The 13,387-nt window shown below is 50.3% G+C and carries 9 protein-coding genes; 2 read left to right on the top strand and 7 right to left on the bottom strand.

Features of this window, described 5'->3' with window-relative positions; translation table 11 throughout:
* The 4 genes from ABUA47_RS18185 to ABUA47_RS18170 form a co-directional block, all read right to left on the bottom strand.
* A partial coding sequence (locus tag ABUA47_RS18185) for an SGNH/GDSL hydrolase family protein (protein ID WP_349831856.1) occupies positions 1-689 on the bottom strand: 689 nt, incomplete at its 3' end.
* Between the two features lie 186 nt (positions 690-875).
* Positions 876-2,276, bottom strand: a complete 1,401-nt coding sequence (locus ABUA47_RS18180) for a TolC family protein (RefSeq protein ID WP_035450360.1) — start codon at positions 2,274-2,276, stop codon at positions 876-878.
* Positions 2,277-2,307: 31 nt separating this feature from the next.
* Positions 2,308-5,499, bottom strand: coding sequence for an efflux RND transporter permease subunit (locus tag ABUA47_RS18175; protein WP_005825618.1), 3,192 nt, complete (start codon positions 5,497-5,499; stop codon positions 2,308-2,310).
* A 20-nt stretch (positions 5,500-5,519) separates the two neighbouring features.
* Positions 5,520-6,635: an efflux RND transporter periplasmic adaptor subunit gene (locus ABUA47_RS18170; RefSeq protein WP_035450361.1), complete on the bottom strand. Its 1,116-nt coding sequence runs from the start codon at positions 6,633-6,635 to the stop codon at positions 5,520-5,522.
* Between the two features lie 191 nt (positions 6,636-6,826).
* Between ABUA47_RS18170 and ABUA47_RS18165 the strand changes: the two genes are divergently transcribed.
* Together ABUA47_RS18165 and ABUA47_RS18160 are read left to right on the top strand one after the other, a co-directional pair.
* Positions 6,827-7,663 carry a helix-turn-helix domain-containing protein gene (locus ABUA47_RS18165; RefSeq protein WP_117588576.1) on the top strand — a complete coding sequence of 279 codons (837 nt, stop codon included), beginning with the start codon at positions 6,827-6,829 and terminating at the stop codon, positions 7,661-7,663.
* A 90-nt stretch (positions 7,664-7,753) separates the two neighbouring features.
* Complete coding sequence (locus ABUA47_RS18160; RefSeq protein WP_005833489.1) at positions 7,754-9,421, top strand: beta-N-acetylhexosaminidase; 1,668 nt, start codon at positions 7,754-7,756, stop codon at positions 9,419-9,421.
* Here the strand turns inward: ABUA47_RS18160 and ABUA47_RS18155 are convergent, their stop codons facing one another.
* From ABUA47_RS18155 to ABUA47_RS18145, 3 genes are read right to left on the bottom strand one after another with little or no spacing between them, the layout of a single operon-like run.
* Positions 9,422-10,930, bottom strand: a complete 1,509-nt coding sequence (locus ABUA47_RS18155; protein ID WP_057098260.1) for an MBOAT family O-acyltransferase — start codon at positions 10,928-10,930, stop codon at positions 9,422-9,424.
* A complete protein-coding gene (locus tag ABUA47_RS18150; RefSeq protein ID WP_035450367.1) occupies positions 10,917-11,873 on the bottom strand; it encodes an SGNH/GDSL hydrolase family protein in 957 nt (318 codons plus the stop codon). The genes ABUA47_RS18155 and ABUA47_RS18150 overlap by 14 nt, the downstream gene beginning before the upstream one ends.
* Entirely contained in the window at positions 11,836-13,215 is a 1,380-nt protein-coding gene (locus ABUA47_RS18145) for an SGNH/GDSL hydrolase family protein (protein WP_009037291.1), read from the bottom strand. Before ABUA47_RS18145 ends, ABUA47_RS18150 begins: the two co-directional genes overlap by 38 nt.
* Positions 13,216-13,387 lie beyond the last annotated feature (172 nt).

Here is a 13,387-nt window from a genome sequence, read left to right as displayed (position 1 = left end):
TCCAATATCGGGGAGACAGACTCCCAAACCTGAGCATCGATACTCTGCATTCCTTGCACAGAAGGATGCCCCCATTGTTTATCAATGTCGTGCAAACGAATATTCTCGATGCCATAGTGCCGGCAAATTTCATCCATGGAATCAGTTACCTCTTCGGATAATTCAGAATTGGTAATATTATAAATCCTGGCCGCAGGATAGAGCTGCTTGAGAGATGCAAGCAGATAGCAAAAGGCAGGACGGAAGCTATACAAATCGGCTTTCGTCCAGCCATCATATTGGTATGCGCCAATGGGAGCACCTGCCCAACTGTCATTGGTACCGCCAAAAACAAGGATTATGTCGGGGGTGCCGAGGTTGTGAATACGGGTGATAAAAGAACGGTCGGAGTAATCAGCTTTCTCGTAACCGGTATGACAGACGGTAGAGCCGGAATAGGAATTGTTGCGTTCCAACTGAAAGCCGTGCTCATGGATGAAACGGTACCACCAGGTTTCCTCCACCTTTGTCACATCATTCTCTTTCTTTTCGCCGGGAACTCCATACCAGCAGAGATTGGCGGCAGGAGAGACATGACCGTAAAAAGTGGAATAGGAATCGCCAAGAATAGAAACTTTCTTTTGAGCAAACACCCCTGATATAAGGGTCAGGGAAAAAACAACCAGAAAAAACAAGGATTTGCAGTTCATAATAGATAGATTTTTATGTCGTATGCCGCAAAGTTATAAAGTTTGTCCCGGTTTGACGGCAAGAAACCGTAGTTTTTTTGCCATAGCCCGCTTATATGAAAGCCCCTCTACCATCGGATTCCCACAAAAAAAGGAAATGCCGGATTGATAGAGGGGCGAGAGAATGAAGATGAGAAAGAGTATATTTTACTCCCGCCCTCCACCGAGGGCTTGATAGAGGTTGATGATACCTTGTATTTCATCAAAGCGGTCGGCTACCTGTGTCAGTTGGGCAGAGAGTAGCCCCTGCTGGGCAGTGAGCACTTCCAAATAGGTGGAAGTGCCGTATTGCATCAATAACCGGGTGCTGCAGACGGTAGTTTCCAGTGAAGTTATCTGCCTTGCGCGGAGCTCCGTCTTTCCACGGGCTACCTGCACTTGGGTCAGAGCATTGTTCACTTCGCTACCGGCATTGAGCAAAGCTTGCTGAAAAGCGAGCCTGGCTTCTTCCTGCTGTGCTTTGGCTATCTTGAGCTGTGCCACGTTCAGCCCTTTGTTGAACAAGGGTTGTGTCAGCGAGCCGATGGCAGAGAAGAGTAGTTTTCCTGGATTGACAATCATGCTTCCTGCCGAGTTGGTCCAGCCAGCTGTACCGCTCAGGGTGATGGAGGGGTAGAAAGCAGAACGGGCGGCATTGGTGCTGTAGAAAGCGGATGCCAGCGAGAGTTCGGCACTTTTCACATCGGGACGGCGGGAAAGCAGTTGCAGAGGTACGCCCACCGCAAGTTCCTGCGGGAACTCCTGCCCCGCCAACCGGCCACGCTCAATGGTGCCCGGAACATCGCCCAACAGAATGGAGAGACTGTTCTCCACTTCCTTTACCTGCTGCCGGAGGTCGAGCAGCGAAGCTTCTACCTGACGACAGTTGGCTTCGGATTGCGAGACACTCGCCTCGTTCGTCATACCTGCAGCCATCATGGCTCGCATGGTGCGTACACTTTCGCGCCAACTGGCGGCTGTTTCTTCGGAAATGCGGTATTGCTCGTCGAGTATCAGCAAGGTGTAGTACAAATTGGCCACATTAGCTATCAGCGAAGTGTTAACGGCTTGTTCGTACTCCAAGCTTTGAAGGTAGAGCGCTTTGGAACGGCGTTTGGCATTGGTCAACTTACCAAAAATATCGACTTCCCAACTTGCCGAGGCAATGCCGGAATAGGTCCACGAGCCTTTGGAATTGTCGAAACTGCTGACGCCACCCTGCGGAGTGAGCATAAACGAAGGCAGGTACGAAAGTTTGGCCGACATCAGCGTGGCTTCCGCCTCCTTGATACGTTGCCGGGCGGAAAGCAGGTCGGTGTTGCCTTGCAAGGCTTGCTCGATAAGCGACTGTAATTGCGGGTCCGTAAAAAGCTCGCGCCAGGAAAGGGAAGCGATGGAGGCAGTGTCCGATGCCGCAAACAGACTCAGGCTATCCAGACTTTGCCCATCCAAATCGTGTCCATAAAGTCCATCGGTCGTGATGTCCTCCGGGCGCTGGTATTTGGTATAGATGCCGCAACTGGTCAGTACCAAGCCGACGACAGCTAATAATATGAATTGTTTCTTCATTATTTTTTTATGTTAGTTACGCGATAATGTACTAATGTGATTCTTCTATCTCCTTCCGGCTTACTTTCATCTCTTCCTCAATCTGCCAGTCGCTCGTCGGGACGGATTGGGCAGGACGAAGCCGCTCCTGCAACCACTGGAAACTGATGAACAAGACAGGAACAATGAACAGCAGCGCCAATGTGCCGATGAACATACCACCGACAACACCCGTACCCAATGAACGGTTACCGTTGGCTCCGACACCCGTGGCAACCACCAAGGGGAAAAGGCCGAAAATCATCGTCAGTACCGTCATCAGGATGGGACGGAAACGCGCCTTTGCCGCACTGACGGCAGAAGCAATCAGCCCCATTCCCGCTTTACGGCGCTCGGCGGCATACTCCGTCAACAGAATAGCGGTCTTTGCCAACAGACCTATCAGCATGATAAGTCCCGTCTGCAAATAGATATTATTCTCCAACCCGGCTATCCTGGCAAAAAGGAACGACCCCATCAGGCCCGCAGGAACGGCCAGGATAACGGCAAACGGAATCAGAAAGCTCTCGTAAAGCGCACTCAGAATCAAGTAAATCATCAAGATACAGATACCGAAGATGATGACTGTAGTACCACTCTGCTGGCTTTCCTCGCGGGTGATGCCACCAAAGTCATAGCCATATCCCTTCGGCAAGGCTATCTCCGCCGTTTCTTGTACGGCACGGATGGCGTCACCGGTACTGTATCCCTCAGCAGGCATGGCATTCACGGCAATGGAGTTGAACATGTTGAAGCGGCTCAAGGACTCGGCACCGTAGGAACGGGTCAGTGTAACGAACTGGCTCAACGGAGCCATCTCACCGTTGGACATGCGCACAAAGGCATTGTTCAGTGAAGCCTCATCCAAACGGAACTTCGGGTCGGCCTGAATCATTACCTTGTAAACTTTGGAGAAACGGTTGAAGTTGGAGACATATTGCCCGCCATAATAGCCCGACAGTGTGGACAACACCTGGTCGGGAGTAATCCCGGCACGTTTGCACTTGGAAGCATCCACCTCGACGGTCCACTGCGGATAGCGTACATCGAACGTGGAGTATGCCATCGAAATTTCCGGACGCTGGTTCAGTGCCGCCAGATACTGCTGGGTGGTCTGGAAGAAGGTGTTCATATCCCCTCCCTGCTTGTCCTGCACATTCAAGTCCAGCGCATTACCCATACCATAGCCCGGAATCATACCCGGAGCAATGGCAAAGACTGTAGCATCCTTAATATCCGCCGTGCGAGCGTATATCTGGTTGACGACTGCCTGCACCTGGTCTTCCTTTGCCGTACGCTCGTCCCAAGGTTTCAGCTTCACGATAATCATACCGAAAGAATTTCCCTGCCCGGACAGCAGACCGTAACCGGCAACTTTCTGCAAGTGCAATTTCTGAGGAAGGTCTTCCAGACGCTTCTCCACGCGGTCTATAATGTCATTTGTCGTCTTGAGCGAGCTACCCGGAGCGGTGCTAACGTTGACAAACAACGTTCCTTGGTCCTCGTCGGGCACCAGTCCGGTCTTGGTGGTATTCATCAGGAATACCAGCAGCACTACCGAAAGTGCCAGCAACGACCATCCCAGCCAGCGGCGCTTGATGAACAGCAGCACTATCTTCTTATACTTCTCGACCACCGCCTCGAAAGCCGTGTTGAATGCCTTGCGGAAGCGCGAAGCAAAATTATTCTTCTCCGTCCCATCCTCATTGATATAAGGTTTCAGCAGCAAGGCACAAAGTGCGGGACTGAGTGTCAGCGCATTAATCGCCGAAATACCAACGGCCACCGCCATCGTCAACCCAAACTGGGTATAGAACGTACCGGAAGTCCCTCCCATGAACGATACCGGAATAAACACCGCCATAAACACCAGTGAAGAAGTGATAACCGCGTTGCTGATGCCCTTCATCGCATCGATACTTGCCATATAGGAGGACTTATAGCCCACATCGAACCGTGCCTGCACCGCCTCCACCACGACAATGGCGTCATCCACCACCGTACCAATCACCAATACCAGCGCAAACAGCGTAATCAGGTTGATACTGAATCCGGCAACGGACATGAAAGCAAACGTACCAATCAGTGAAACAACGATACCTACCAGCGGAATCAGCGTAGAGCGGATGTCTTGCAAAAAGACATAAACCACCAGGATAACCAGGATAATAGCCTCAATCAGCGTTTTCACCACTTCGTGGATAGAGGCGAAGAGGAAATCGTTGCTGGACATCATCTGGGTAAGCTCCACGCCTTTCGGCAAGTCCTTGCGTGCTTCTTCAAGGAGCCGGTCAATCTGCCGGTTCACTTCCGTGGCATTGGACCCCGCGGTCTGGAACACCATGCAGGAGATACCGGGATGTCCATCCATGGTACCTTTGTAGGCATAACTGTCCTTACCCAGCTCTATATCGGCGATGTCCTTCAGTTTCAGCACCTCGCCGTCTTCGGTAGAACGGATGACGATGTCGCCGAACTCCTCAGGAGTAATGAGGCGTCCCGTATATTTCATGGTATATTGATACGTCTCATCCGAGTTCTCACCAAACGACCCGGTGGCCGATTCGATATTCTGCTCTGCCAGCACAGCCGTCACATCCGAAGGTATCAGCTTGTACTGCGCCATGACATCCGGTTTCATCCAGATACGCATACTGTAGTCACCACCCATAATCATCATATCGCCCACACCGGAGATACGTAGAATCTGCGGCTTCAGGTTGATACTGATATAGTTGGCAAGAAAGTTTTCGTCATAGCTGTCATCAGGGCTATATAAAGAGAACATCTGCAAGATACTGGTCTGCCGCTTGCTGGTGGTGACACCCACCTGGGTTACTTCGGCAGGAAGCTGCCCCGTGGCTTTGGACACACGGTTCTGCACATTGACCGCCGCCATGTCCGGGTCTGTACCCTGCTTGAAGTAAACAGTAATGGAAACCGACCCTGCATTGCTGGCAGTAGAAGTCATGTAAGTCATGTCCTCCACACCGTTGATGGCCTCTTCCAACGGAGCGATAACACTTTTCTGAAGGGTTTCCGCACTGGCACCATAGTAAGTGGTGCTCACCATGATGGTGGGCGGCGCAATGTCGGGATATTGCTCAACGGGCAAGGTGAACAATCCGATGATGCCCAGAATGACAATCGTAATGGAGATGACTGCCGAAAAAACGGGGCGTTCTATAAAAGTTCTAAGATTCATATTCTATCGGTTAAAAATTATCATTCATTCGTTTTGGGTTGGACGGAGGTACCTTCACGCAGCAAACCCACACCTTCGGCCACAATTGTGTCCCCCACTTTCAAGCCGCTCTCTACGATATATTCCTGACCTCCGTTCACACGGATCACTTGCACGGGAACTGATTGCGCCTTGCCGTCAACTACCTTATATACATAGACCTTGTCCTGTACTTCGTAAGTGGCACTCTGGGGAACAACGATGCAGTTCTCTTTCCGTACCGGGATGATGACGTTGCCCGAACCGCCACTGGTCAGCAATCCCTCTTTATTGGGGAACACGGCACGCAGACTGACTGTACCCGTAGAGGTATCAATTACACCACTGATAGTTTCTATCTTACCTTCTTGCGGATAGACAGAACGGTCATTGAGCTGTAATTCGATAGAGTCCATCTCTGCCAGCGCCTTATCCTTGGAGCCGTAGCGGCGGGTGAGGTCAAGCAACTGATTCTCTGTCATGGAGAAATAGACATACATATTAGAATTATCGGATACGGTCGTCAGTGGTTTGGGCAAACTGGCGCTGACCAACGTCCCCACCCTATAAGGGAGCGTACCTACCATTCCATCTGCCGGACTCTTCACTTCTGTATAAGAGAGGTTATTGGCGGCATTCACCTGCTGCGCCTCGGCTTGGGCCAACTGGGCTTTCGCTGTCAGCAGGCTGTTGTAGGAAGTCTTTAAGTCAAACTCGGAAATCACCTTCTGGGCATAAAGCTCCTTCTTGCTGTCATATGTCAGTTGCGAAGTGGCCACGCCGGCACGGGCAGCTTCCACATTGGCTTCTGCTGTGCGCAAGGCTGCCAGATAGGGCACCTGGTCGATAATAAACAAGACTTGCCCCCGACGCACGGTCTGTCCTTCCTCCACACAAAGTTTGGTGAGTGTACCAGACACCTGCGGATAGATGTCGATGTCCTGCCGTCCGCGGATGGCTGCGGAATAGATTGTCTGCAGTTCTCTGTCGGTAGTCGAAATAGTCATCACCTGATATTCCGACTGGGGTTGCACGGCAGGCGCGCTGCCGCAGGCTGCCAGTGTTGCACTACAGATGACGGTCATCATCTGTTTCATCATACTCTTTTTTGTTATCATACTCTTTATCTTAAAAAAAATAATACGCCGGCTTTATCTTTTATTTTTTAAGCCGGCAGCAAAGGTATGCCGTTTTTGAACAACCTTTTGTTTCATTGGAGGTACACGACTGTTCATTTTCGGAACATGCTATTTAACAATCCAAAAAGAACTCGTACCTTTGTGACCGCAAATCATAAACAATCTAAAATATGAACCCATTACTGACTACCAAACAAGAAACGTTCAGAGCCGGAACAGACAACCTGGAATTCTTCCGGGAACGTCTTCTGAAAATGAACAATGGAGCACTGATGTTCTGCACCCGTGGAGAAGCAATTATCACAATAGATTTAAGAAAATATCATATTGTACCCAATACGCACATTACGCTGCTTCCAAGTTCCATTATTTCACTGACAAGTGCGAGTAAAGATTTCCTGGTGGACTTCTTTGCCTATTCCGAGACAATGTTCAAGACGGCATGCTTCCGTTTAGAGCCGCCCTTCATACATTTTATAAAGGAGAATGCATGCTATACGCATACCGAAGACGAACCGGTTCGTGCTATCACAGGACTCATCACGGCAAGCAATGCCATCTACCGCGATTCTGAAAATCTGTATCGCGAAGCCATTGCACAAAACCTGCTGCAAATTTTCTTTCTCGACACCTACGACAAGGTTCAACGTTACTTTACGGAAGAGCAAATCAATGGCAGTAACCGGAAAGAAGAATTGTTCAAAAAGTTCATAAATCTGGTACATACGTACTGTACTACCCAGCGGGATGTCGCTTTTTATGCTGACCAACTCTGCATTTCGACCCGCTACCTATCTGCCATCACCAAACAAGTGGCAGAAGATTCTGCCAAAGAAATCATTGACGAAAACCTGATATTGGAACTGAAAATGGCACTGCAATCCACCGGCATGTCACTGAAAGAGATTGCCGACAAATATCGTTTTCCCGACCAGTCTTTCTTCGGACGATATTTCAAGAAACACACGGGAATGTCACCCAAGGAGTACAGAGCAAAGAAGAACTGAGGTATGAGCATGCATTTATCCCCTTCTCCTCTGCCTCTTTAGTATTTTTTTAGTATATTTGTCAGACACTAATTTAATCAGTTCAATACCATGAGAAAACTTACACACATGCTCCTTGCAGGCACTCTCATCCTGGCCTGCTCTTCATGCGGAGTAGAAACAACAGCCAACTATCAAGTCATTCCCCTGCCCCAGGAGGTTGCCTTGAGTCAGGAATCCCCCTTCAACCTGAATGACGGTACCATCATCGCCTACCCCGAACACAATGAACTTTTGAAACGCAATGCCGAGTTTTTGGCCGAATACATCAGCCAGTCCACCGGCCACACCCTCCAGACAGAAGCCCTTGCCCCGGGGAGCGAAGCGCCCAAAGGCGCCATCACATTGGGACTGGATCCGGCCATCGGCAACCGGGAAGGCTATGTGCTGACCGTCAAAGCCGACCGGGTGACCCTAAACGGACAGACCGAGAACGGGGTGTTCTACGGTATACAAACCCTGCGTAAATCAATCCCCGCCGAAACCAAAGCCACCTCTATCCTATTGCCTGCCGGCAGCATCCAGGATGAACCCCGCTTCAGCTACCGGGGCATGCACCTCGATGTGGGCCGCCACTTCTTTCCCATTGAGTTCGTAAAAAAATACATAGACTTGCTGGCACTTCACAATATGAATACCTTCCACTGGCACCTCACCGAAGACCAAGGCTGGAGAATAGAAATAAAGAAGTATCCCAAGCTGACGGAAATTGGCGCCTGGCGCGACCGTACCGTTATCGGCCGGAACACCGAAGAGTATGACAACACCCGGTATGGCGGTTTCTATACGCAGGAGCAAGCCAAAGAAATCGTAAAATATGCCGGGGAGCGCTATATCACGGTCATCCCCGAAGTAGACCTGCCCGGACACATGCTTGCCGCACTGGCCGCCTATCCCGAAATGGGATGTACCGGTGGACCGTATGAAGTGTGCCCACGTTGGGGCGTATTCGAAGATGTGCTGTGCATCGGCAACGAAAAGTCCATGCAGTTCCTCGAAGATGTCATGGCCGAAATCATTGACATATTCCCTTCCAAATACATCCACATCGGCGGTGACGAAGCTCCCCGCACCCGTTGGGAAAAGTGTCCCAAATGCCAGGCACGTATCAGAACCGAAAAATTGAAAGCCGACAAGAACCATACTGCCGAAGACCGTCTGCAGAGCTATTGTATGACACGTATCGAAAAGCTCCTCAATAGTAAAGGACGCCAGATTATCGGCTGGGATGAGATTCTGGAAGGCGACGTCGCCCCCAACGCAACTGTTATGTCATGGCGTGGCTCGGCAGGAGGAATCAAGGCGGCCCAACTGGGACACGACGTGATAATGACACCCAATGACTATTGCTACTTTGATTATTACCAAAGTGAGGATACCCGGCACGAACCATTTGCCATCGGAGGCTTTGTCCCATTGGAGAAAGTATACAGTCTGAATCCTACCGCCTCACTGACCGAAGAACAAGCCAAGCACATACTCGGCACACAAGCCAACCTTTGGACAGAATACATCCCGACCAGCGAACAGGTAGAGTATATGGTTCTCCCCCGTATGGCCGCCCTTGCCGAAGTACAATGGACACAACTGGAAAAGAAAGATTATACAAACTTCACTACCCGACTGGCCGGACTCATCGGCCTCTACCGGAGAGACGGGCTCAACTACCGGGAACCCTTCCGACAGCAGGCAGACTCCACAGCGACCGAGAAGAAGTAATCAGAACTGGAAATAGATAAACGGCTGTATCTCCGAACTTTTCATCTGAATGACCAGATAGATTACAGCAAGCATCAGTACCGCCTTTCCCAACAAGGGGAGGCGGATTACTGTTTTTGTGCAAGCACGTTCCCAACTGTCGGGCACAAAATGCAGCAGATAGCCCAATGCCATCAGTGCAAACACTTCCCAATAACCCTCTACCAGCTGCGGGAAGAGTTGCGGACGGAAAGTAGTGAATATCTGCTTCAGCATATCCATTGATGTGGAGAACTCCGCATTACGGAAGAATATCCAGCAGAAACAAACAAAATGGAAAGTGACAAGCACTCCGAAGAAGCGGTGGATGCCATGGCTCTCCGTCCCCTTCTTACGCCCGGTAAGCGTCATCCAGAACTTATGGGCTGCAAGCGCAACGCCATGCATCATTCCCCAAAGTACAAAATTCCACGAAGCGCCATGCCACAAGCCGCCCAGGAACATGGTAATGATGAGATTGGCATATTGGCGGATTTTCCCCTTCCGGTTGCCTCCCAAAGAAATATAAAGGTAATCGCGCAACCAGCTGGAAAGCGAAATATGCCACCGCCTCCAAAATTCCGTAATGGAAGCGGACTTATAAGGGGAATCGAAATTGATATTGAAATGGAAGCCCAGCAACAAGGCAATGCCGATAGCCATATCACTGTAACCGGAGAAGTCGCAATAAATCTGCAAGGCATAGCCATAAACACCCATCAGATTCTCCACCCCCGAATAAAGAGTAGGATTATCAAAAATACGCTCTACAAAGTTAACGCTGATATAGTCCGATATAACCGCTTTCTTGAAGAGCCCACTCACGATGAGGAAGATTCCACGTCCGAACATCTCATTGGAGACAAACAGCGGGCGGCGGATTTGCGGAATGAAATCACGGGCACGTACAATAGGACCCGCCACCAACTGGGGAAAGAAAGAAACATAAAAAGCATAATCCAACAAACTGGTCAGAGGCGTTATCTGGCGACGGTACACATCTATCGTATAGCTCAACGACTGAAAAGTGAAAAAAGAGATGCCCACCGGAAGGAAAATATCCATTGTCGTGAACGTGCCTCCCGTCAGCGAGGCAAAAGTTTCGCCCAGAAAATTGGTGTACTTGAAGTAACACAACAATCCCAAATTGATGAACAGACTCAACACAACCCATGCCTTACGTAGCCAGGGAATAGCCTCGCGTGCCATCAAGCGTGCAATGAAAAAGTCACAGACCGTCACCAGTCCAAGCAGGAAGAAATAAGTGCCACTACTTTTATAATAGAAGTAATAGGAAAACAAGGTGACAAACAGCAAACGCGCCGTCGTCCGGCGTTGCAACAACAGATAAACCAATATAAAAGCGACAAACAGCCAGAGGAAAATACCACTGCTGAATATCATCGGGGCTTGCGGGTCATAAGTGAAGACATCGCGCAAACGGTCCAAGTCTATATTCAATCCGGATAAAAATTCGTCAATATTCCACATAATCGTTATAAGCTTTTAACAAGGCCTGGTAGAACAGCTCGCCTTGCAGGCGGTAACCGTCCGGCAAATAGTGTACATGGTCCGGACGCATCAATCCGGCTTCCTGCCAGTTGAGGCAGGCACGGTGGGTACCGCCAAGTATTTCGTACATGTCCCATACCGCCAATCCGTTTTCATCGGCATAGCGGCGGATGGTCTGCACGGCAACGGCAGTACGCGGATTAATCTTATAGGTCCGACGACGGCGACGCTGCCGGAAACTCTCGTAAGAGCCCGGAGGAGTGGTCATCAACATCGGTACATTCGGCAGTTTCTCGCGAAGCATGCGTACAAGGTCGTCCATCTGGCGATAGTGCAGCATTGTATTGTAACGGCGGTTATGGCTTTCGTTCGTCCCGAAGGAAAGAATAAGCAGGTCGGGATGCAGAGCCGCAATATCAGCAATACGGTCCAGACGGGTGAAAGTAGTACAAAATGCACCGTTGATACCTACATCGGTATAAGAGACTGCCCCGAAAGTGTCCTGCATCAACGCACCGGTGGTACGGGGGAAGATATGGCCGCGTATATGGCTGTCGCCCACATGTACGATGCGAAGCGTATCAGCGGAAGCGCCCAGCCGAGACAGACGCAACTTCTCCCAGAAAGGATTAAGAATACCCAGACTGTCGGTAAGTACATTCTCCTTCATTTGCCGGAATGCGGCGGGAAAAGTTATCAAAGGGACAGACACCGTATCCGTACGTTGGGAATAGAGGCAGAGAGTATCACAATCCGTTCCGCCGACATGACACGAAAGGCTGCCCGGCAATACATCTTGTGCATGGAGCGGCCCTATCGCCGCAATCAGCACCAGCACCGCGCAGCAAATCGTACATCGTAAATCGTACAATCGTGAATCCTCCTTATGGCTCCTCTTCATAGTAGGCCCTCCTTCTGTCATACTGTTCCTTACCATAAATCAAAGACTCATAAAGCAATCCCGCAAGATACTTTCCACCACGGAAGTTGATGTGCGTATAATCATAATTGGCCAGTGACGGCTTGGCATGCACCATCTCTGCCATACTGCCTTCCCCACCCATAGCCTCGAACATGTTCCAGAAAGCGACAGCCTCATCCGCCGCCAAATTCTGTTGATAACGAACCAGATTCTTGATACCGGGCATGGTACGCAGCTCCCCTTCTTCGGTCTTATAGTCACGGTCGCCCACGCTGACCACAAGGATGGCAGCTTGCGGAAAGGCTTCCTTGAGATGTTCCACCGTTGTCTGCATACCTGCAATGTACCTATCGTAATTGCGTCCGCGCTCGGTGGCCACATTCAAGCCGTATTGCAGGATTATCAGGTCGTAGGGTCGCTGCTCGTTGAACTCGCGCATCATCCACACGGGAACAGAACGGAGGGAGAGGCCGGAGCTGCCACGCAGTGAGAAGTTATCCAGCACAATGCCGGAAGTACCGTCCATGGCAAGGCCATAAAACAAGGTGGAGTCCGCACTTTCCACCGTCCAACGGACAGAACCGATATTTCCCTCTACCGTCATCTCCTGCAAATCATCAATCGGCTCAAAAGTCTCGGTAGTTGCTTCGCCACGATTGACGCGGACAGAAAGGGTGGTTGTGCCACGGTTATAGAAAAAAATACTGGCACGCTGGCAAGTATCCAGACGGGAGGCATAGTTCTTCTGCCCCCGCAGTTCCACATAAGCACCGGTATTCGGAATAAAGTAATGTCCGGAGACTCCCAGCTTGCTACGGTCAAAGAACACGGAGTCCATGACAGAATGACTCTGCCATCCGCTGAAGGAATGACGCACTGTAGGACGGAAGCCACTGGTCATGGACGTAATGGTGACAAAACCTACTCCGCAACCGCCATATTTCTGCTGAAGCATCTCGCGTAAATCAGCCGTCAGAATATCCGCTTCGATAAAGGAGTCGCCGAAGTAGGCGATACGAACCGGACGGGGTGCTTTGGCAAGCTCGTCGAGCGCCTGATAGAACCGCGTCATGCCACGCATGGTAGAATCGCTGTAATCTTCAATGCACGTCATGCCCGCACGGCAGGTGTCCACAAAGGCGGGCTTCACCTTCGGGGGCGGAGGCAGCAGGCTGTCCGGCTCACTCACCGGCTTGGAAGGACGACGCACGTCCCCCAAGATATCCACACGCCTCAGCACACGGCCACCCATCGTAATACTTGGCAACAGATGCATCAGCAACAATGCACCCCATACGATAAACGCCAACAGACCCGTATATTTCAATGAATTCTTTTCCATACCTAATGTGGCCGCAAAGATATAGATATAGGTTGAAAAAATCTCTCCGGACAAAAAAGAATTATCCCCAAAGAAACAAGATTTTTTCTCCGGGGATAACGGTTATAGACAGAGCAGACTGTCTTTTCCTGATTTAGCTAGACGCTTTTTCTTTTTATAACCGATATCAGTA

Source organism: Bacteroides sp. RTP31139st1_H2_RTP31139_211217 (assembly GCF_040227615.1).
In the GTDB taxonomy this organism is placed as follows: Bacteria; Bacteroidota; Bacteroidia; order Bacteroidales; family Bacteroidaceae; genus Bacteroides; species Bacteroides uniformis.
This window is presented reverse-complemented; position numbering and strand designations above follow the sequence as displayed.

What these genes read in the sequence shown, in the direction of transcription:
- ABUA47_RS18180 (WP_035450360.1), bottom strand. Translation starts at nt 2,276, where the DNA reads ATGAAGAAACAATTCATATTATTAGCTGTCGTCGGCTTGGTACTGACC.
- ABUA47_RS18175 (WP_005825618.1), bottom strand. Translation starts at nt 5,499, where the DNA reads ATGAATCTTAGAACTTTTATAGAACGCCCCGTTTTTTCGGCAGTCATC.
- ABUA47_RS18170 (WP_035450361.1), bottom strand. Translation starts at nt 6,635, where the DNA reads ATGATAACAAAAAAGAGTATGATGAAACAGATGATGACCGTCATCTGT.
- ABUA47_RS18165 (WP_117588576.1), top strand. Translation starts at nt 6,827, where the DNA reads ATGAACCCATTACTGACTACCAAACAAGAAACGTTCAGAGCCGGAACA.
- ABUA47_RS18160 (WP_005833489.1), top strand. Translation starts at nt 7,754, where the DNA reads ATGAGAAAACTTACACACATGCTCCTTGCAGGCACTCTCATCCTGGCC.
- ABUA47_RS18155 (WP_057098260.1), bottom strand. Translation starts at nt 10,930, where the DNA reads ATGTGGAATATTGACGAATTTTTATCCGGATTGAATATAGACTTGGAC.
- ABUA47_RS18150 (WP_035450367.1), bottom strand. Translation starts at nt 11,873, where the DNA reads ATGACAGAAGGAGGGCCTACTATGAAGAGGAGCCATAAGGAGGATTCA.
- ABUA47_RS18145 (WP_009037291.1), bottom strand. Translation starts at nt 13,215, where the DNA reads ATGGAAAAGAATTCATTGAAATATACGGGTCTGTTGGCGTTTATCGTA.